The organism is Leptolyngbya sp. CALU 1928, assembly GCF_056784215.1.
This window is the reverse complement of the sequence record NZ_JBXBCE010000002.1, coordinates 180,541-196,988: the sequence shown is the minus strand read 5'-3', so window position 1 is coordinate 196,988 and position 16,448 is coordinate 180,541. Positions and strand designations below refer to the sequence as shown.

Sequence of the window (16,448 nt, the reverse complement as noted above, 5' to 3'; positions counted from 1 at the left end):
GCATCAGCCAGGGCGTTTGATTCATTCTTCAAATTGTCTTGCTGTCGTCTACCTCAGCCCAAGCGTTTTAGCGACCTTTTCAGCATACTCAGCAGAAAAGACCCGCTCATCTGCCTCAACGCCGCTTTCATCTAGAGCAACGCAAACCGTTTGTCCGCCATCCCCTGCGATGCCTACCTCGGTGCAAGCTGCCCACACAGGTCTAGAGGAAGCGTAGTCAGAGCGAAACTTAACCGTCAAACCGTAACAGTCCAGAAAATCTGAAACCGATCGCATATCGCCTGCCAAAACCACCCCTTTGTAGTAATACGAAGATTTAGCATTGCCCATCAGCACTGCTTTTGGCAGTTTCCAAGGATCTGCAACCTTGGGCACATAGGTACATTGGGTGATTTCGGTCGGGGTGGTAGTTTGCTCAGGTTCTGAAGGAGTGGGAGCAGCTGGACGAGTTACGCCACCAGGCAGACTCTCACAGGCAATCCCGTCCTTATCCCGATCCAGGTTCCCACCGCCATTGCGATTGAAGTATGCCTGGGCTTCCTGCTGAGTCGAGAAATCTTTACAGCTTGCCGCCTGAGCAGGGGCTGGCAAGAGCAGGGCTGGCAGTAGGAATATGCCGAAAAAGAGTTTTTTCATTGGGTTGACCGGGAAATGTTCTTTCTAAGAGTTCCCAGTTTCGATCGCTAGTTAATGGCTTGAGCGATCTCGTTTGGTTTTGGGCAGTCTGAGCAAACACCCTGCACTAACAATCATGCTGAGAAAATACGCTACCTACTTCGCCGTGGGGTCGATTTGCCTGCTGTTTATCCTGATCAATCTCTTTGGCAATTCAGATAAACCGAGCGAGCCCCCTCAAACTCAAACCACTCCCAAGGCTGAACCCGTGAAAAAGGACTGGAAAACTTACTTGCCAGCGGAAGATACAGCGCTGCGGAAGCTCTATGAGCAGGATGCTTACATCCAAGGTTGGTTTATGGTGGATCACGTCTGGGTTGGCAAGGCGGATACCGAAGACCTGCGGAAGCGAGGCTTTTTTATCAATGCAGGCTGGAAATTCAATGGACAGGGAACGAGTCCGCCAGGGGGCAAATTTCACGGCTCCTGCACGATGGTTGAAGCCAGTGAACCGCCCAAAGTGATTTGCGGGAAAGGATCATGGGGAGTGCAGAATGACGACGCGATCGCGGCGTTGCAAGCGTTTATCGCGCCGCCTTAACTATTTTCCCCCGTTTTCTTTTTCCGTCGCAGCATGGCAATCTCAAACGCCTCGCGCTCATTGGGCGGCAACAGCAGATCATTTTCCCATTTGAGGAACTGCACATGAAGCCCCAACAATCGCGCCTTGACCGACTCAGGGACAGGGGTTGGCTTGGCTCGAAACCAATTGCTTACCCCTTCCTCGGTGTAGCCACCCAACAGCGCTGCTACTTCACCGTGTTTTAGATTCCAATACTCTTCAAAAGCTTGTGGTTCCACGTTGCCACCCAAAGTAAATTCAATCGTCGTCACTGCCACCATTGAGCCATTCTTTGATCAAGTCTTCGACCGAAATGCCGCGATACTGGGCGATCGCTTCGATCTGCTGTTTGCACTCTGCCCGATTCGCTTCTATTCGGGCTTGAATAATATTGGCTGCTAACGCCGCACGGGGAACCCCCTTCAGCTTCGCCCAAAGACGCAACTCGCGTTCATACCACTCTGGTAGCTGGATTCCAAACTTTACGATGTCAGACACTTTAAACGCCTCAATTCAAGATCAGCAGCCAACAATCTAGGGACGGCGGGGGAAGGCTCCCTACGATTATCCCCTCGCATAAACCAACGCTTGACAGCATGGTAGCTGTAGCCAGTGCGAGTGGCTAAATCATCGTAAGAGCAACCTGTGACTTGAACATACTCCGCTGGCGTGATCTTTTCCATAGAGGGCTATCTGAATACGATGTCAATATTCTACAGGCATTAGTGCAATAACGCTTGGGTGACACTGGCACTTGTTTTACTCGCTCAGTGCCGATAAATTGATTCTCGTTGCCGCTCCATTGGTTTCGCAATCGGAGCGGATGACGCGGCAATACGAACCTGAAAACCATGTTGATAGAAGCAACTCAGCCCGATGGACACACCCTCAAAGAATTAGCTTGGCGACTGTCAAGAGTGAGGAAAAAGAGCGTTCCCGATCGCACCTTGCGATGGTGGATCGAGCAACTACGCATTGAGCCAAGCGACTACGGGCTGTATGACGATTCAGACCTTGAAATCCTTACCAGCCTGGTGTTGTTCCTCAAGCGTTGCCGCTCTATTGCAAAGTTCAAACAATTACTCATTAAGGAACTCGAAAAAAATGGCACTCAATCTGAACGAACTCAAGAAATCTGCTGAACTACCCACCCTCAACCGACCTGTACATCCCAGCACCCCAGCACCCCAACCGACCCAACAGGCAGCGCCCGACCCCGGCGACGCTTTAGCCCGTGTTGCTGAATTTCGCGAACAATCTGCTGCTGATATAAGCGGTGAGGTCGTTCTAGCCCAGCAAACCGCATTAGCCAACCTAGAAAGCTTTGAGCAATCCGCTCGGAACACAGCCCAAGCGATCGCCCAACGTAAAGCCCTGACAATTGCCACCTTTCCCGCATTGATTGATTCCTACGCCGCTGGCTACCTCCACCAGATCGAAGACCTCAAAAACCAATCTCAGGCAGGTTTCACCAACACCGCAGACTTGGAGCGCTGGGTCGAAGACTGGACAAGCACCACGCTACCAGCCGGAAACTTTTGCCTGCCTGGTCAATCAAGCGGAACCTCACTGCCACCCGCCAAATAAAACCCTCAAATCCCCAACCCGTTGTACTTTTCAAACTCACCCAAAGGAACCCCAACCCATGTCAAACCCAACCGATCCACGCGACGAGATAGCCTCCTCCCTGTTTGAAGCCCGTGCTGAAATCCAGTATGTTCTTGCCCGACCTGCCACCGCGATCGCTCTTTCACCCGCTGAATGGGAGCAAGCCCAACAACTGCTAGAGCAAATGCAAAGTTTCGAGAACTCCCTAGTAGCGCTGATCGCCGCCTAAAAACACTTCTAATTGTGGGAGCGACCGCGTCGCCCTGGTAAGTTTCGCGATCGCCCCTCGAAAAAGTAAACCCTCTCAAAAGGTTCACCCCTTGAAACTACCACTTTTTTTATGTGGTGCATTAGCTGCTGTGCTGACAGGCTGCGAGGGCACCTGCACAGCCAGCCGTTGCACCATCTCATCAATGATGGGCAATGGAAGCACCCTAAACTCATCATCACCCCAAAACGAAGCCTCTGTAATCACTCGCAGCCGTGCCCCTGAACGCTATCAACCCGTTGCAACCCGGTCTACTCCTACTGCCAGTAGTTTTGTCGCGCCTCAAATCATTGAGGGCGGCTGCGAATCAGCAGCCTATGGAGAGTACGACCCAAACGTAAACACAATCCGCATCTGCAAGCCAATGGATGCTGCCATGCGGAGGGCTGTGATCGCCCACGAAATGGGGCACGCGGTTGACTGGCAAGAGGATCGCCAAATGCAGCCCGATGAGGAGTATTGGGCGGATCAATACGCCGTCAATAGCTTGCTGCAAAAGGGTGACTGTGAGGCGATCGCTGCACGGGCTAGGTTTGGCACCTCCAAGCCATCGGATTACACCAAGGGCACCTATTATGCCCGTGAAATGCATCAAACCCATTGCTAAACGAGAGAAGGAAATTATGACTCAATTCGATTTAGAAGAAGCAACCGATTTTGTACAAGAGCATGGCACTAGCCTTGCTATCGCCGCTTGTATGGTAGTTGGGCTTGCCAGTGTAGTGCTGGGCGGGGGTAGCGACGTTTGGGTAAGGCAGCAAGCGACCAAGGCAGACGATCGTGATTCTGCTCTATCCCAAAAACGGGCAGAACGTATCTTTTTTGAGCAAGGCTGCTCCACTCAGGTACTTAATCAAACGACCCGCACCGCCAACCTAGTTGATGGGGCGATCGTCGTTGATCCAGCTTCCATGACACCGGAGAACCCCAACGGCACGATTTTTAATGGTGCCTACGCCTGCTCCACCGATGGCTCAATCTTTCTAATCAAGAGCGGGGTTGCCTCCCTAGTGGGCACCTCACCCAAAATCAGGAATGCGGTAGTCGCTCAAGGTGCGGCAAAAGGCGCGAAGGATATGGAGGCTTACGCCAAGCTGATCTACCAGCAAGCCCAACAACGTTAATCAATAGGAGGAAAAATGGCAAACCCAAACACAGCAGGCGATACAGGAAAGAATGGCAATCTCCAAAACAGCGAAGTAAAGAAGAAAGATTGGTGGAAATCCATCCGATACGTTTTGTATTTTTGCAGTGGCGTGATGGGTGTAGTTTTGCTAGTCCGCTCGTTTTTGATCTACAAGATAGCCTTTGAAAAATGGGGGCTATTCACCCAGCAAAACGCCTGTGAACCCTTGGGGGGTGTGTGGTTGATTGGTCAAAACCTATCCTGGCTATGCGATGTAGTCGCCACAACAGCCACCGCAATCGCCCCTTATGCCGCACTGCTAGGTTTGACCATTCTTCAGTCAATCGCCACTTTCCTGATTTTTTCACCAGGCGCGATCGCTGGGATGGTGGAACAACTCCGACGAAACAACACCCGCCGCGACAAGCTGGATGCCTATACCACGGACGACGCTGAAACGGCACGGCTGGTTAAGCGTCACGCCAAAGTTCAAGAACAAAACCTGCGTACCTTGCTGGTGTTTTCGGTTTTAGCGTTCGTCGCAGAAGCCTTCATCGTGTGGACAGCGCGAGACGGTCAGGCGGAAATCATGGACATTCTGGTTGATTCCCTCGCTTTCGATGCCCTGGTTGTGTTTGTTCTCATCTTGCGAAATCTGTTCAAGGCGAAACCCCATAAGAATGCTAAACGCTGGCAGGAAGCTTAAAACAGCCGCGATCGCAGTAACCACGCTGCCTGCTCGGTGTAAGACCGGGCGATCGCCTTTCTCATTACCTAAAAAAATCATGCTAACAGCCCAACTTGCTAAGCAATCTTTAGAAATCCAATTGGCGCGTCCCAAGCGCAAAAAAGAGCCACTCCTTAAACCCGCATCTAGCGGCAATCTTGAAAAAGTATTGGTTGTGGGAGGCGGTTTGACCGTGGTTTACACGTTTTGGGCAACCATGCCGATCGCCGCCGCCGCCGCTGTAGTGGCAATGGGTCTGCACTTTTCAAAGGAGATCCAAACCTTCCAATCCCCTGAAAGAGCAGAGCTATTAAGGTTGCTGTGGGAATCCAAAACCGTTGCTCATCCGTCGATGTTGGAAGCATTCAAGCAGCAGAAACTTGCAAAAGTTTACCCGACTGATGCGATTAACCAGGCAGTTGATGAAATGTCAGGCGAATCGGATTGGTTTGTGTTTCAGCCCAGCGATAATCATCCCCTCGCCAATTTTGGTGAGGTTTACTGCTGGCAAGATCCCCTAGACAAACAGGTGATGCTACCGATTGAAGGGCTGCATAAAAAAATGAGGCAATGGGGTTTGGCGGCATCGATGCCCACCCAAGCGATCTCAGTGCCCACCGTTGCCGCCACACCGTCGCAATCCCTGGATGAATTAGCAGATACCTTTGGTGACGCGCCCCCAGTGCAGCAACCCAATGCCTTAGAGTTTCTGCGATCGCTCACCTCCGCACCTTTGCAACCTGTCATCATCGCGGGGCTTCCTGGGAGTGGCAAAGGCGTGATGGCAGCATTAGCCCTGAGTTTGGGAGTAAAAGAACGAGGCTTACGGTATTGGATCTTTAACCCAAAAAATGCATTAGAAGAAGCAGGATATTGGAGTAGAACAGAGCGGCATTACTTAAAAGATCGACTCACCACCGATGAGAATTTATTTGATGATCTGATGGCAACCCTTGAAGCATTCAGCGCCGAAGGGAGCCGCCGTAACAACATACCGGGAAAATATGAGCCGTTTATTCTGTTGCTCGAAGAAATCACCTGCCTGATTGGGCTGTTTACCCCCAAGCAAAAGCAGGTTTTCAAGAGCAAACTAACCGCTTTAGCTTCCCTGCTCAGAAAATGCAACATGGCGATCTGGTTGTCTGGGCAGTCGGTCACCTTGGAGGATTTAGGTTTTTCTGGCACCTCAAACCGAGCGATGTTCACCGCGATTGCTGCGGTTGGACCCGACCGGACGGGATGCAAAAAAATCTGCGATCTTTTAGAGATTCCTTTCAACGAGGCAAGCTTACCCCCCGGTCGCTGTTGGCTGACTGACAACGCGGTTTACCCTGGATTGCAAGCACCGGGCAACATCCCGCAATACCCCACCTGGCAGGATGTCCCCAACTTGATCGATTTGCGCCCTTATGCGGCGGCTGTGGAAGTGGGCACTGAGCAGCATGATTTAGAGGATTTACTAGGCTCACCCGCGCTTACTCCAAAAAAGATTGAGCAGATTGCAGATGCTTACCAGTTGCCTTCGCCCGTTGAACAACTGGAGAAAACCTATCAGATGGATGCGGTGGAACCGACCGCCATTCGTGAGGTTGCCCCCACCCCATCCTTTGACAACTTGCCAGAGCCGCTGAATGAAGTTGCCCGATATATCCACTCAAAGGGTGGGGAGTTGCCAGTGTCATCGCTCAAAAATTGGGGCAAATCTCGCAGGGCTGGGGCGCTAAATTCAGAGGCGATCGATGATTCTTTGCTGGAACTGATGGAACTCCAACTGATAGAAACCTTCACGCCAATCGATAGCAAAGGGGAGTGGGTTCGTTGGATTGCAACCTAGTTGCAGGCGACAGAAAAAACATCCTTTTAAGTCGGTAACAGCCCTGTTACCGGGTTGCAACTAGGTTGCACCCGACTTGCTACCTAGTTGCAACGGGGTTGCGTTACCGACTTGCACCCGACTTGTTACCACCCTGCACCCGACTTTAAAACCATGATTGATCCACCTGTGGACTCGCAGCTATTTCTGCGGTACGGCTGGAAAAGTTTCGGGCGATACAATTAAGCGATACGTGGAGCAGCAAAAGACTAGATAACTCTGTGGCTGAAGCAGCCACGCGGGAACCCCTTCTACATCCCACGGCTAAAGCACGATGGGCTTTAAGGGTCCCCCAGCCCTCCCTTTCCTGTAAACTGGCTGATTTAATCGAAAATGCGCTGATTCTGTGTGTGGGGTTTGAGATCGGATTCATGTACAAAGAGCTTTATGGCGATCGACTCCAATCGCCCATCCGACCAAATCCCCCAGCAACCCAACCCACAGCCAGCGTCCAACCCCAGCCGTACCCCTAATAATTTGCACCCCGTGATGGATCGCCGCCTTTGAGTTCCCACGAGCTTTGCTCAATGAATCATCGCCTCTCCACAAGGGGCGATTTTTTTATGGGAAATATCTATCAATTCATCCCTCACAGGGATTGACAATTGAATCCCTGTGAGGGATGATTAATGGGTAGTGACGAGAGAGAAAATGTTTTTACCCACTCCACCCCAGGCTGAGGACTTCCAAGCCAAAATGAATCGAATCGACATTACAGATCGGCGCGGTGCGGTCGTTGGGCAGGATAAAGCAAAAGCTTATCTGAAGCGCAATTTTGTATTTACTATGCTTTGCCAAGAATCAGATTTTCTAAATACTCCAGCCCTGCAAACTGCAATTCTTCAGGTGATGGCATCAAGCAAATACACATTTTCAAATGGATGGATGGGCGTAAAGCAAGAAGTCTTCGATCGCATTGTTGGCGAAGCTCTTGAAGTGGCAGGATTGTAGGATATGTACACAAAGCTATACCAACTTGCAGACGAGGAAGGGCTGAGAGCGGCGGTGGAACTCTACCAGAAAGAGCATTATGCCCAGCATGGAACTTTGCCCTCAGATCCGACTTACAATGCGGCGCGTGAATTGCTCTATCAAGGATGGCTTCACGCAGACGAGAAAAGCCTAGGAGATCAAATCATGCATGATCTGGCAGCTTCAGAAAGATTTGGCAAATACATAATCGCAGCAGGCTAATGGCAACCCTTAATCTTGAAATCCTGGCAGCGGCTCATGCAGATGGGCTGCTGCCAAAACGCCTCACGAAACACCAAAACCTATACTTGCACTCCACTGTGCAGACTGCGAACAAGATTTATTGGGCGATCGCGGACGCAGAGCAAGGGCTAAACCTAGAGCAACTGCAAAATGCCGTAATCCCGAAAGCAAATCTCAATACTCTGCTGCAGTTCACGCGCTGGCTTGCCTCAGAGAAACTGATCTATACCGAAGGGTATGGTGTGGGGAATAAGCACATCTATTTTGCCACAAAGCGGGTGAAGGCGATCAAGGCGAAAAGCTAAGGACGATCGCTAAGGATAGTTACCCATCACCCGCCCAATGAACTATCCCGCGCCTGTCCCACCGCCCCCGCCAATTGATTCTGGCGACTATGTGAAACGAAGCCTTGAACTCTGCCGGGTTCAGGGCTTTTTGCATTACCTCAAAGATCGGATCGAATCAGGGGACGTGATTTTGGAAGGCAACCCCGCCGCTGCATGGCACATCAAAGAGCAAATTGATAAGTTTTGTTTATGAAAAACTGCGTATTCTTACGGCTTTTTTGATACCCGCATCTATCTCAAGACGTAACTTTATACAAAATTAATTAGATTCCCTGATACAGATGAACCGGGCGATCGCTGATATTCAGATCAAGGACATTTGGCTTCGGGCTACAACTTTAACCCCTGGGTGCGACCTGAAACCACTTCTTCCTTCCCCACCATGAACCAGCCGCCCATTGCGCCAGATGTTATTTCTCGCGCGTGCCTGCTTTATCTCCAAGGTCGTACCGTACGATCGCTTTCCCGTCAGTTCGGAATCCCCAAAACAACCTTACACACGCTAATCGTCAAACGGCTGGGCAAAGGCTGCCAGCGCAATGGCACTGGGACGATCGCCATTGTGGATGAATATCTAAAGTCGCCTAAAATTTCCCGCAATCAAAAAGCGGTGATCCATCGGTGGATGGCGTTAAATTTTCAGAAAATGGCGGACCTGGATGCAGAGCGGGGCGTTTCGCTGTATACCAATCGCCGTGAGCAAGCCTTGACCGCCCAAGAATGCGGATCACGCTGCGACTTCCGAGCAAACTTGAACCGGGGGCATGGGGGCGATCATGCAGCGTAGTAATTTGGGATTTATCACGGTACAAGTGCAGCCGGTGATTAAAAGTGGTTACGTGGATTTGAGGCACCTGAGCCAATGCCTGGGCATGTATCACTCTGGCATTTTGGATGAAGTCGATCTAGAGCGCTTGTGGATGCGCTGCGAAAACCTGGTGCCGGGAAACCCTTTGGCGGGACAGTTGGATTCGGTGACTCTGCGCCAATGCATTTTTGCCTTGCCTGAGCGATACCGCACCGCGATCGCCCTGTTCTATGAACCGGAAGACACCGAACTGCAACAAACATTGGTGCATTGGTTTGTGCAGTATGGGGATGCGGGGCAAACTTACCCCGAATATCTACAACAGAGCTATTGCGATGGGCTGTTGATGCTGGCTGAGGTGGTGTACCGTGCCCTATGAGCCTGATCCGTTTGAATTGACCGATGAGGATCGCTATATTTTGGAATTGGGCAAAATAGAGCGCTTCCGAATCCTGGCAAAATTGCCCGATACTTGCGCCGTCCATTTGGATCTCAATTACGACCTAAATCTATTTTGCTGCTCAATACCTGTGGCAGAAGCGCTGGTAAGCCGCTTGTGGGAACTGAGATCGCTTGCCTATCTGATTTTGGGCGTTGAACTGTTGCTGGTCTATGGCAATGATGCGCTGCTTTGGAGTGGGGGCACTCGCGATCTAGCCAATGGGGAACTAGAATCAGAAGCAATAGGTTTTGTTTTTGAGGAAGACAATATGGTAGCCGCAACGATTGACCGTGAAGCGATCGCCCAAACCACCCGTGAAGAAATCGGAACCACCGTTAATGCTCAGATTGATGATGTGATTCGTGAGGAATTTAGCAGGGTGCTAGATGAATCCGCATTACAGCAGCGGGTAAAGGAGCGCCTAGCCTTGTTTGTTGGAGCCGCCCCAGCCAACGGAAATGGAGCAGTGGCAACGATGGAACCTGCTACGCCTACAACTTCTACCGCAAAACCAAAACCGTTAAAGTTGCCAAGCCAAACCAAACTGAATGCGATGGTGACGAATCGATACCCCAGTGTTTTGAATCAATTGATTCCAACTGGGGAGCGCGATCGCTATATTACTGAGATCGTCAACGAAACGACTGAAGGTAAAAAATGGATGATGGCGATCGCTGCTGCGGTATTCAAAAAGTACAAAAAGCCCGATGAAGCTGCGATTTATGGCTATTTGTTGAGCAATGCCCGCAAACTTGGGGCATCCTGATTTCAGTAGTCAGATTGAATGTTCACTTTTCCCCCGGTTGCAGGACTGGGGGATTTTTATTGGCGACTTGGGACTGGCTTAGAAGGGTGAAATCCCCAACGGTTGGGGAATGCAACACAAGAACCATTTAGTCACGTAAGCTTATCCCGGTCTGAAGACACGGGGCTTTAGCCACAGTTTTGAATCGTCGTGAAGAAAGTCATTTGACCCGCTAATTGACAACTCATCCCCGGACTTTCAGGACTGCTTACAGAAGCCCCCAAAGCAGCAATATTCAAAGCCGCATTGAGATCAGCATCATGTTCAAACCCACAATGCCCACACTTAAACCGTTTTCCGTTGCGATAACTCTTCCCCTTGGTGGGGTGGAGATGCCCGCATCGGTTGCAGGTCTGAGACGTGTAAGCAGGTGGAACAAACACAACCGGAACGCCTGCAATCACAGCTTTGTACTGCACAAAGATTCTGAGTTGGCAAAACGCCCAATTATTGGTACGTCTCCGCTCAGTCTTGCTTCGAGGCTTTTCGTTCAGACTGTCTCTGATGCCCGTCAAGTCCTCAAAAGCGGTAACGTATCAGGAGTTTCACATGGGCGATCTCGTTCCCCAAAATCAAGAATTAGCAAAACAAGCAGATTCGGATGAACAATTAATTTTGCTTTGGCTGCATGGCAAAGCGGACACTACGCAAAAGGCTTACCGTGCTGAGTCTGGGCGATTTTTGGCAGCGGTTAAAGTGCCATTGATCGAAGTCAAATTGATGGATGTGCAAATTTATCTAAATTCGCTGGCTAGTTTGTCGCCTTCGACTCAGGCGCGATCAACGAATGCAATCAAATCCCTGTTCAGTTTTGGGCAGCGAGTTGGATATCTGCGATGGAATGTGGCAGCCCCACTGAAAGCGCCCAAGGTCAAAAACACTTTGGCAGAGCGGATCATGACTGAGGGAGAAGTGCAATCGCTGTTGAAACTTGAGGAGTTGCCTGTTCGCGATCGCGTGATGTTGCGATTGCTCTATGTCGGAGCGCTGCGGGTTAGCGAATTGTGTTCGCTGAAATGGCGTGATATGCAGCCTAGAGGATCAACTGGACAGGTGACTGTATTTGGTAAAGGTGGTAAAACGGGTGTGGTGTTGCTGTCCCAACAAATTTGGGAGGATCTTCAAGAGCTTCCGGGCGATCGCGGTTTGGATTCTCCAGTGTTCCGTTCTCGCAAAAAAGGACATTTAAGCAGGCAGCAGGCATGGCGAATTGTGAAGGGTGCATCAGGTCAGGTAGGATTAGAAGCCTCGCCCCACTGGTTTCGCCACTCCCATGCATCCCATGCCCTCGATCACGGTGCGCCTATCAGTTTGGTGCAGCAAACCCTGCGCCACTCCAATGTGGCGACGACCAGCCGCTATCTTCATGTTCGCCCTAATGAAAGTAGCAGCAGTTTTTTGACGATCTAAGTGCTGCGTGAATCAGAAGATCATTCCTCTAAACTTGAAAAATACTCGCACTGTTCAAAAGGTTTTTTGCAAATAGGGCAATTTCCATCTTCGAGAAAATCCTTGATCTTGGGATGGTCTAAAACTTTTTTGGCTATTTCATCCGCCTTGCTCCCTTCTCTTTTTCTTAGCCAAGGCAAGCGAAATTGTATTTGTTTTATTTTGCTAGGCATTATTTTAAGCCTCTCAGCGCACCGTAAATGTCATTGCGATTGTCGATCCACCATTTGGCAGAGGTTGGTAGTTGCTTAAAACTCAGCCCAGCCAAGGCAATAGCCCGATTGCTGTTGGTTGCGATGTCTCGCGCCCATTTAATTTGCTTTGGGCTTCCTGCGAATTCAATGGAATCTGCTGCGTTATAGGCATCCTCCAAATCTGATTCACTAGGCTCACTAGAATCAGGCTCACTAGAATCAGGTTCGACTAATTTCTCCAACTCTTCAGATTCATCTAGTTGCACCATCAAGTTTTGAGCTTTCGTGAAAAGTTGATCTTCTGGAGAATAGCCCCCCATCACGGTGTACTGCTTGCCCATTTCCTCATAGGCGAGGTATGCAACCTTGTCGCATACTTTTTTAGCTTGAGCCTCAGACAGCCCATTTTCAATCATCGCATCCCCAAAAGAATCGAACAGTTTGGAGCCGACTTTTGAAGGAGCCAAAAAAGAAAGCTTTTGCTTGATAACGCCCATCGTCCTACCTCTTGTGGTGTATACACTTATTTTAGGGGAGGTGTATACACCTGTCAAGCATTTGAGTTAAAAAATTCGGCGATCTAACTCAAACCCTTGTGCTATCGTGGTTTGCAAGTTGTTCTTGAGGATGAAACCATGAATAAAGGCGAATTAGTCGATGCGATCGCCCAAAAAGCAGGCTCCACCAAAAAGGATGCGGATGCCATTTTGACTGCATTAATAGATGTGGTGCAAGAAGCTGTTGCTGCTGGCGATAAAGTTACCCTCGTTGGGTTTGGTACGTTTGAGAGACGCGATCGCCAAGCCCGTGAGGGGCGCAACCCATCCACCGGGAAGCCCATCAAAATTCCTGCAACCAAGGTGCCAGCATTCAGCGCGGGTAAATCATTCAAGGATCTGATTGCCACCAAATAATGATGCTAGTCTGATCTTTATACTCCTTAACTCAAGTGGTTAGAAGAGAGCGCCCAACCGTGGGCGTTTTTGTTTGGGACTGGCTCAAAGATTGAACTGCAAATTTGATCTTTATGCCAGGTGGTAACAGTCCAAGCGGTGGAGCGATCGCGCGAGTTGCTGCTGGCGGTGGGGCGAAAAGTGCAAGAGATGTTGCTGATAATCTCGCAAAAGACCCAATTAGCAAAGCGCTGATCTCTGGATTAGAAAGGCTTATCAGATAAAAAGATTCGCGAGGCTGCGGGAGTGAGCCAAAGTGAAGCGGTGAAAAGGCTTGCAATCATCCGCAATCAGCTTAACGTGAAGCCAAATGAAAGTCTCAAAGATAGGATCAAAGCTATTTATTCAGATTGACAGGTAGGACAAGCGCAATGGATAGAGTTTACAAGCCGCCCTTGTGTTTCAGCCCAAAATCGAGTTTCGTGATCCGCAATCGCTGACTCCCTACACCAACAACGCCAAACGCCACCCCCAAGCTCAGATTGATAAATTGGCAGGGGCGATCGCGGAGTATGGTTTCGATCAGCCCATCGTCATTGACGAGCAGGGAATTTTGATCAAAGGGCACGGACGGCGCGAGGCTGCGATACGGCTGGGCTTAAAGAAAGTCCCTGTAGTCGTCAGAGCCGATCTGTCGCCAGCCCAAAAGAAAGCCGCCCGAATTGCCGACAACCGGATTGCAGAGGAAGGCAAGACCGACTACGAAGCGCTGTCCCTGGAAATGGAATCGCTCCTAGATCTGGATTTCAACCTAAGCTTGACCGGGTTTGACGCGGCGGAAATCGACAAGTTTTTGTCTGAATCCCAAATTGATGTATCCGCAGGCATGGGGCTACCCACTGGCGATGGCTACCAGGGGGAGGGGGGTGATGACGATGATGAGGACGATAACAGCGTTTTCAAGTCGCCATCTGAGAAATATCCGCTCTCGATTGTGCTGTCGAGTGGCGAGATGCAACGCCATAAACAGGCGAAGGAATTGCTTGAAGTGAAGAGCGATCGCGACCTGTATTTGAAACTTTTAGAAATGGCGGGTGTGTGATGCCAGGAGACAACAGCCCAAAGGGAGGGGCAAGTGCAAGAGCAGCACCATCAGGCAATCTCGAAGGGCAATTAACCGCCGCTGGTCTGTCTGGGCTTGAAAGAAGCGAGGCAAAAGGGTTGATCGAAAAATTTAACCCTCGCGATAAGGCTGATAACAACTTCAAACTGGCGTTGCTAACTAATCGAAGCTCAATGCCAGATCAAGGCAGTTCATTAGATCGGATCATTTATCTCCGTAGGCTATCGGAAAAGCCCAGGCTATCAAAAGAGGATTCATCCGATGCTGGAATTATGTTGCGCCAAGGACTGAGGGGCGGGGAGGGAAGCCCAGGCAATAAAGCTGCTTTGGAATATGCCCATCGGTCGTATTCCAGAATGACCTCCGCAGGTAAGAACGAAATGGCAAGAGAACTGACTAGAGGTGTGCCTCAAGATCCTTTGATGTCTACCAATGCCAAGTATCGCAGTATGTTTGCGGATTTGCAGAAGCGGAGCGATCGCTTAGAAGCTGGCGAAGGACGCAAAACCAGTCGTGGCAAGGCGAAGCGCATTGCATCCGAACCTTTTGATGACTTTTTTAATTAGGCAAAACAAATGTCAGGCGACACTTTCACAACTTTTTACGGGGAGTTCCTCGTAAATCCAATTCCAGGTGAGCTTTCACTAAATTATTGCGATCATTCATGTTCGTACTGTTTTGCCAATCTCAACAGCCAATCCAGACACGATCGCCAGGGTTCACCGCTGCGCTATGCAGACGTAAAAGCCACCATGAATCTGTTGAAGGATTATCAAAACCGTGACTCCTTAGAGGCGCTGTGGCTCAAAGAAAAATACCCGGTGCTGATCTCCAACAAGGTTGATCCGTTTGCCAAGTCCAACTTTAGAACCGCACTGCCCATCATGCAGACGTTGACCGATCTAGATATCCCGATCGCCCTGCAAACCAAGGGCGGCAAGGGCGTGGATGAGGCGTTGGAATTTCTCAAACCTGCGGTCTGGTATGTGACGATCGAATTTAACGACGATGCCCTATCCCAACAAATCAACCCCGCAGCGCCGTCGATTGAATCGCGCTATGAACTGATTGAAAAAGTAATCGCCAAAGGGCATCAGGTTGTATTGGGCTTGAACCCGCTCACCATCGAATGGGCACCGGAACCGAAAAAGATTCTTCAGCGCTGCAAAGATTTGGGCGTGTGGGGCGTGTGGACAGAGCTACTGCACTTCAACCGCGATCAAAGCGCGATCGCCCAAAAGCAGGGCATCATCCCCCAGGCGATGCTAGAGCGCTATAAAAAGACCAAACGACCGAACCTTGAACCGTTTGAACATTTCCTCAAGACTCGCCAAATCGCCCGTGACATTGGCTTGGAAGTGCATAGCGTCGGTCAAGCAACCTATTCCCGCTTTTTCGATGTGTATCGGTCGGTTTATCCCAAAACCTTGCCCGTTCTGCAAGATTGGGTGAATCATGCCTGGGAGCAAGATTGGAACCGCGATCGCCTGATCACCTTCACCGAATTTGCAGACTTTTTTGAACCCAAACTCCCCAAGGGGCGGATGCGATTGGGGCATTATATTGCCGCGATCGCCCATCACATCCCCCAACAAATGGGTGCGGATTGGACAAATTGGATGACTTTTCGCGAGTTGCTCCACTGGGCATGGCGCGATGATCGCTTGAAATTCAACCCGGTGAAATCGCCCGGATTTGCCTATGTGGGCGCTCAGGATTGGCAGCCAGGGGATAAGGCAAGCAATCTGCTCAAAGACAATCGGGGGAACCCGTATATGTCGTTTTGGCAGGAGTATCAAGAATTTTTAATGGAGGATATTTGATATGCCAGGTGATAACAGTCCAGGCGGGGGCGCAATCGCGAGAGCCGCCGCTCCTGCTGCTGCAAATCAAGGCAGTGGATCGCGTGGGTTGCCTGCGGGTGTGACCGTTGAAACCTATGGACAGGATAAATACTATATTTTCAGCGTCGGTGGAAAGTCTGTTGAATTCAAAATAGAACATGAAGGCTCTCGCAGAGGGAGTGTTTCTTTTGAGGTTGCTGGCGATTACGATCGCGGCGCTTTGCGGGGGCGGGATGCAGACCGGGCGGCGCTGACAATTGCTCGGATTTTTAAGCATGATGTCAGCACACGTCCAAATGGATTCAAGTATGAAGCCAGCGCCTTTATGGGTGATGGGTACGGAGACAAGCGAGCCGCATCCTATGAAAGAGCGGGTTTCTCGCGACCCGAAGGCAGGAATGCAGGCGGATTGCAGTTCGGAGTAGTTAAAGGAGGGAAGCTTGTTCCCGACAATGCCACGCTTAAAGAGTGGGATTCGGCTTACTAAAG

The 16,448-nt window shown here is 50.3% G+C and carries 29 protein-coding genes; 22 read left to right on the top strand and 7 right to left on the bottom strand.

Features of this window, described 5'->3' with window-relative positions; translation table 11 throughout:
• Window positions 1-48 precede the first annotated feature (48 nt).
• Entirely contained in the window at window positions 49-636 is a 588-nt protein-coding gene (locus AC1S5B_RS16645; RefSeq protein WP_482036828.1) for an excalibur calcium-binding domain-containing protein, read from the bottom strand.
• 115 nt (window positions 637-751) lie between these two features.
• On the opposite strand from AC1S5B_RS16645, the gene AC1S5B_RS16640 reads away from it, so the two are divergent.
• Window positions 752-1,216 (top strand): hypothetical protein, encoded by a 465-nt coding sequence (locus AC1S5B_RS16640; RefSeq protein ID WP_482036827.1) that lies wholly within the window; start codon window positions 752-754, stop codon window positions 1,214-1,216.
• Here AC1S5B_RS16640 and AC1S5B_RS16635 read toward each other — a convergent pair.
• Both AC1S5B_RS16635 and AC1S5B_RS16630 read right to left on the bottom strand, forming a co-directional pair.
• The gene (locus AC1S5B_RS16635) at window positions 1,213-1,509 is read right to left on the bottom strand and encodes a hypothetical protein (protein ID WP_482036826.1); all 297 of its coding nucleotides are present in this window, start codon (window positions 1,507-1,509) and stop codon (window positions 1,213-1,215) included. The two genes, AC1S5B_RS16640 and AC1S5B_RS16635, sit on opposite strands and share 4 nt — an antisense overlap.
• Window positions 1,496-1,735: a hypothetical protein gene (locus AC1S5B_RS16630; RefSeq protein ID WP_482036825.1), complete on the bottom strand. Its 240-nt coding sequence runs from the start codon at window positions 1,733-1,735 to the stop codon at window positions 1,496-1,498. The genes AC1S5B_RS16635 and AC1S5B_RS16630 overlap by 14 nt, the downstream gene beginning before the upstream one ends.
• Window positions 1,736-2,088: 353 nt before the next feature.
• Here AC1S5B_RS16630 and AC1S5B_RS16625 point away from each other — a divergent pair, with 353 nt between their 5' ends.
• The 8 genes from AC1S5B_RS16625 to AC1S5B_RS16590 all read left to right on the top strand — a co-directional run bounded on the left by AC1S5B_RS16625 (window position 2,089) and on the right by AC1S5B_RS16590 (window position 7,056).
• Entirely contained in the window at window positions 2,089-2,379 is a 291-nt protein-coding gene (locus AC1S5B_RS16625) for a hypothetical protein (protein ID WP_482036824.1), read from the top strand.
• Complete coding sequence (locus tag AC1S5B_RS16620; protein ID WP_482036823.1) at window positions 2,342-2,824, top strand: hypothetical protein; 483 nt, start codon at window positions 2,342-2,344, stop codon at window positions 2,822-2,824. The genes AC1S5B_RS16625 and AC1S5B_RS16620 overlap by 38 nt, the downstream gene beginning before the upstream one ends.
• 58 nt (window positions 2,825-2,882) lie before the next feature.
• Window positions 2,883-3,074, top strand: a complete 192-nt coding sequence (locus tag AC1S5B_RS16615; RefSeq protein WP_482036822.1) for a hypothetical protein — start codon at window positions 2,883-2,885, stop codon at window positions 3,072-3,074.
• Window positions 3,075-3,165: 91 nt separating this feature from the next.
• A complete protein-coding gene (locus AC1S5B_RS16610; protein WP_482036821.1) occupies window positions 3,166-3,720 on the top strand; it encodes a DUF6782 family putative metallopeptidase in 555 nt (184 codons plus the stop codon).
• 16 nt (window positions 3,721-3,736) lie between these two features.
• On the top strand, window positions 3,737-4,237 hold the full coding sequence (locus AC1S5B_RS16605; protein WP_482036820.1) for a hypothetical protein: 501 nt from the start codon (window positions 3,737-3,739) through the stop codon (window positions 4,235-4,237).
• A gap of 15 nt (window positions 4,238-4,252) precedes the next feature.
• Complete coding sequence (locus tag AC1S5B_RS16600) at window positions 4,253-4,945, top strand: hypothetical protein (RefSeq protein WP_482036819.1); 693 nt, start codon at window positions 4,253-4,255, stop codon at window positions 4,943-4,945.
• Window positions 4,920-6,800 carry a hypothetical protein gene (locus AC1S5B_RS16595; protein WP_482036818.1) on the top strand — a complete coding sequence of 627 codons (1,881 nt, stop codon included), beginning with the start codon at window positions 4,920-4,922 and terminating at the stop codon, window positions 6,798-6,800. The genes AC1S5B_RS16600 and AC1S5B_RS16595 overlap by 26 nt, the downstream gene beginning before the upstream one ends.
• Before the next feature lie 157 nt (window positions 6,801-6,957).
• On the top strand, window positions 6,958-7,056 hold the full coding sequence (locus tag AC1S5B_RS16590) for a transposase (RefSeq protein WP_482036817.1): 99 nt from the start codon (window positions 6,958-6,960) through the stop codon (window positions 7,054-7,056).
• A 152-nt stretch (window positions 7,057-7,208) separates the two neighbouring features.
• On the opposite strand, the gene AC1S5B_RS16585 is transcribed toward AC1S5B_RS16590, so the two are convergent.
• Window positions 7,209-7,367, bottom strand: coding sequence for a hypothetical protein (locus AC1S5B_RS16585; RefSeq protein ID WP_482036816.1), 159 nt, complete (start codon window positions 7,365-7,367; stop codon window positions 7,209-7,211).
• A 123-nt stretch (window positions 7,368-7,490) separates the two neighbouring features.
• Between AC1S5B_RS16585 and AC1S5B_RS16580 the strand changes: the two genes are divergently transcribed.
• From AC1S5B_RS16580 to AC1S5B_RS16550, 7 genes are all read left to right on the top strand, one after another.
• Entirely contained in the window at window positions 7,491-7,790 is a 300-nt protein-coding gene (locus tag AC1S5B_RS16580) for a hypothetical protein (RefSeq protein WP_482036815.1), read from the top strand.
• A gap of 3 nt (window positions 7,791-7,793) precedes the next feature.
• Window positions 7,794-8,033 (top strand): hypothetical protein, encoded by a 240-nt coding sequence (locus tag AC1S5B_RS16575; protein ID WP_482036814.1) that lies wholly within the window; start codon window positions 7,794-7,796, stop codon window positions 8,031-8,033.
• Window positions 8,033-8,359, top strand: a complete 327-nt coding sequence (locus AC1S5B_RS16570; RefSeq protein WP_482036813.1) for a hypothetical protein — start codon at window positions 8,033-8,035, stop codon at window positions 8,357-8,359. The genes AC1S5B_RS16575 and AC1S5B_RS16570 overlap by 1 nt, the downstream gene beginning before the upstream one ends.
• A 37-nt stretch (window positions 8,360-8,396) precedes the next feature.
• A complete protein-coding gene (locus tag AC1S5B_RS16565; RefSeq protein ID WP_482036812.1) occupies window positions 8,397-8,594 on the top strand; it encodes a hypothetical protein in 198 nt (65 codons plus the stop codon).
• Window positions 8,595-8,783: 189 nt separating this feature from the next.
• The gene (locus AC1S5B_RS16560) at window positions 8,784-9,188 is read left to right on the top strand and encodes a hypothetical protein (protein ID WP_482036811.1); all 405 of its coding nucleotides are present in this window, start codon (window positions 8,784-8,786) and stop codon (window positions 9,186-9,188) included.
• Window positions 9,178-9,588 carry a hypothetical protein gene (locus AC1S5B_RS16555; protein ID WP_482036810.1) on the top strand — a complete coding sequence of 137 codons (411 nt, stop codon included), beginning with the start codon at window positions 9,178-9,180 and terminating at the stop codon, window positions 9,586-9,588. Before AC1S5B_RS16560 ends, AC1S5B_RS16555 begins: the two co-directional genes overlap by 11 nt.
• Complete coding sequence (locus tag AC1S5B_RS16550; protein ID WP_482036809.1) at window positions 9,578-10,417, top strand: hypothetical protein; 840 nt, start codon at window positions 9,578-9,580, stop codon at window positions 10,415-10,417. Before AC1S5B_RS16555 ends, AC1S5B_RS16550 begins: the two co-directional genes overlap by 11 nt.
• Window positions 10,418-10,584: 167 nt before the next feature.
• Here the strand turns inward: AC1S5B_RS16550 and AC1S5B_RS16545 are convergent, their stop codons facing one another.
• The gene (locus AC1S5B_RS16545; RefSeq protein ID WP_482036808.1) at window positions 10,585-10,971 is read right to left on the bottom strand and encodes a zinc ribbon domain-containing protein; all 387 of its coding nucleotides are present in this window, start codon (window positions 10,969-10,971) and stop codon (window positions 10,585-10,587) included.
• A gap of 34 nt (window positions 10,972-11,005) precedes the next feature.
• On the opposite strand from AC1S5B_RS16545, the gene AC1S5B_RS16540 reads away from it, so the two are divergent.
• Window positions 11,006-11,866 carry a tyrosine-type recombinase/integrase gene (locus AC1S5B_RS16540; RefSeq protein ID WP_482036807.1) on the top strand — a complete coding sequence of 287 codons (861 nt, stop codon included), beginning with the start codon at window positions 11,006-11,008 and terminating at the stop codon, window positions 11,864-11,866.
• 20 nt (window positions 11,867-11,886) lie between these two features.
• Here the strand turns inward: AC1S5B_RS16540 and AC1S5B_RS16535 are convergent, their stop codons facing one another.
• Both AC1S5B_RS16535 and AC1S5B_RS16530 read right to left on the bottom strand, forming a co-directional pair.
• Entirely contained in the window at window positions 11,887-12,078 is a 192-nt protein-coding gene (locus AC1S5B_RS16535) for a hypothetical protein (RefSeq protein ID WP_482036806.1), read from the bottom strand.
• Window positions 12,078-12,596, bottom strand: coding sequence for a hypothetical protein (locus tag AC1S5B_RS16530; protein ID WP_482036805.1), 519 nt, complete (start codon window positions 12,594-12,596; stop codon window positions 12,078-12,080). Before AC1S5B_RS16530 ends, AC1S5B_RS16535 begins: the two co-directional genes overlap by 1 nt.
• Window positions 12,597-12,707: 111 nt before the next feature.
• On the opposite strand from AC1S5B_RS16530, the gene AC1S5B_RS16525 reads away from it, so the two are divergent.
• From AC1S5B_RS16525 to AC1S5B_RS16505, 5 genes are all read left to right on the top strand, one after another.
• Window positions 12,708-13,013, top strand: coding sequence for an HU family DNA-binding protein (locus AC1S5B_RS16525; protein ID WP_482036804.1), 306 nt, complete (start codon window positions 12,708-12,710; stop codon window positions 13,011-13,013).
• Between the two features lie 436 nt (window positions 13,014-13,449).
• Window positions 13,450-14,094 (top strand): ParB/Srx family N-terminal domain-containing protein, encoded by a 645-nt coding sequence (locus tag AC1S5B_RS16520; RefSeq protein WP_482036803.1) that lies wholly within the window; start codon window positions 13,450-13,452, stop codon window positions 14,092-14,094.
• Window positions 14,094-14,681 carry a hypothetical protein gene (locus AC1S5B_RS16515; RefSeq protein ID WP_482036802.1) on the top strand — a complete coding sequence of 196 codons (588 nt, stop codon included), beginning with the start codon at window positions 14,094-14,096 and terminating at the stop codon, window positions 14,679-14,681. Before AC1S5B_RS16520 ends, AC1S5B_RS16515 begins: the two co-directional genes overlap by 1 nt.
• 9 nt (window positions 14,682-14,690) lie before the next feature.
• Window positions 14,691-15,938 (top strand): radical SAM family protein, encoded by a 1,248-nt coding sequence (locus AC1S5B_RS16510; RefSeq protein WP_482036801.1) that lies wholly within the window; start codon window positions 14,691-14,693, stop codon window positions 15,936-15,938.
• Window position 15,939: 1 nt separating this feature from the next.
• Entirely contained in the window at window positions 15,940-16,446 is a 507-nt protein-coding gene (locus AC1S5B_RS16505) for a hypothetical protein (RefSeq protein ID WP_482036800.1), read from the top strand.
• Window positions 16,447-16,448: the final 2 nt, after the last annotated feature.

Coding starts and splice junctions, on each gene's coding strand:
- AC1S5B_RS16620 (WP_482036823.1), top strand. CDS start 2,342: ATGGCACTCAATCTGAACGAACTCAAGAAATCTGCTGAACTACCCACC.
- AC1S5B_RS16535 (WP_482036806.1), bottom strand. CDS start 12,078: ATGCCTAGCAAAATAAAACAAATACAATTTCGCTTGCCTTGGCTAAGA.
- AC1S5B_RS16505 (WP_482036800.1), top strand. CDS start 15,940: ATGCCAGGTGATAACAGTCCAGGCGGGGGCGCAATCGCGAGAGCCGCC.
- AC1S5B_RS16575 (WP_482036814.1), top strand. CDS start 7,794: ATGTACACAAAGCTATACCAACTTGCAGACGAGGAAGGGCTGAGAGCG.
- AC1S5B_RS16515 (WP_482036802.1), top strand. CDS start 14,094: ATGCCAGGAGACAACAGCCCAAAGGGAGGGGCAAGTGCAAGAGCAGCA.
- AC1S5B_RS16555 (WP_482036810.1), top strand. CDS start 9,178: ATGCAGCGTAGTAATTTGGGATTTATCACGGTACAAGTGCAGCCGGTG.
- AC1S5B_RS16600 (WP_482036819.1), top strand. CDS start 4,253: ATGGCAAACCCAAACACAGCAGGCGATACAGGAAAGAATGGCAATCTC.
- AC1S5B_RS16580 (WP_482036815.1), top strand. CDS start 7,491: ATGTTTTTACCCACTCCACCCCAGGCTGAGGACTTCCAAGCCAAAATG.
- AC1S5B_RS16640 (WP_482036827.1), top strand. CDS start 752: ATGCTGAGAAAATACGCTACCTACTTCGCCGTGGGGTCGATTTGCCTG.
- AC1S5B_RS16540 (WP_482036807.1), top strand. CDS start 11,006: ATGGGCGATCTCGTTCCCCAAAATCAAGAATTAGCAAAACAAGCAGAT.
- AC1S5B_RS16510 (WP_482036801.1), top strand. CDS start 14,691: ATGTCAGGCGACACTTTCACAACTTTTTACGGGGAGTTCCTCGTAAAT.
- AC1S5B_RS16605 (WP_482036820.1), top strand. CDS start 3,737: ATGACTCAATTCGATTTAGAAGAAGCAACCGATTTTGTACAAGAGCAT.
- AC1S5B_RS16625 (WP_482036824.1), top strand. CDS start 2,089: ATGTTGATAGAAGCAACTCAGCCCGATGGACACACCCTCAAAGAATTA.
- AC1S5B_RS16560 (WP_482036811.1), top strand. CDS start 8,784: ATGAACCAGCCGCCCATTGCGCCAGATGTTATTTCTCGCGCGTGCCTG.
- AC1S5B_RS16615 (WP_482036822.1), top strand. CDS start 2,883: ATGTCAAACCCAACCGATCCACGCGACGAGATAGCCTCCTCCCTGTTT.
- AC1S5B_RS16570 (WP_482036813.1), top strand. CDS start 8,033: ATGGCAACCCTTAATCTTGAAATCCTGGCAGCGGCTCATGCAGATGGG.
- AC1S5B_RS16565 (WP_482036812.1), top strand. CDS start 8,397: ATGAACTATCCCGCGCCTGTCCCACCGCCCCCGCCAATTGATTCTGGC.
- AC1S5B_RS16595 (WP_482036818.1), top strand. CDS start 4,920: ATGCTAAACGCTGGCAGGAAGCTTAAAACAGCCGCGATCGCAGTAACC.
- AC1S5B_RS16530 (WP_482036805.1), bottom strand. CDS start 12,596: ATGGGCGTTATCAAGCAAAAGCTTTCTTTTTTGGCTCCTTCAAAAGTC.
- AC1S5B_RS16645 (WP_482036828.1), bottom strand. CDS start 636: ATGAAAAAACTCTTTTTCGGCATATTCCTACTGCCAGCCCTGCTCTTG.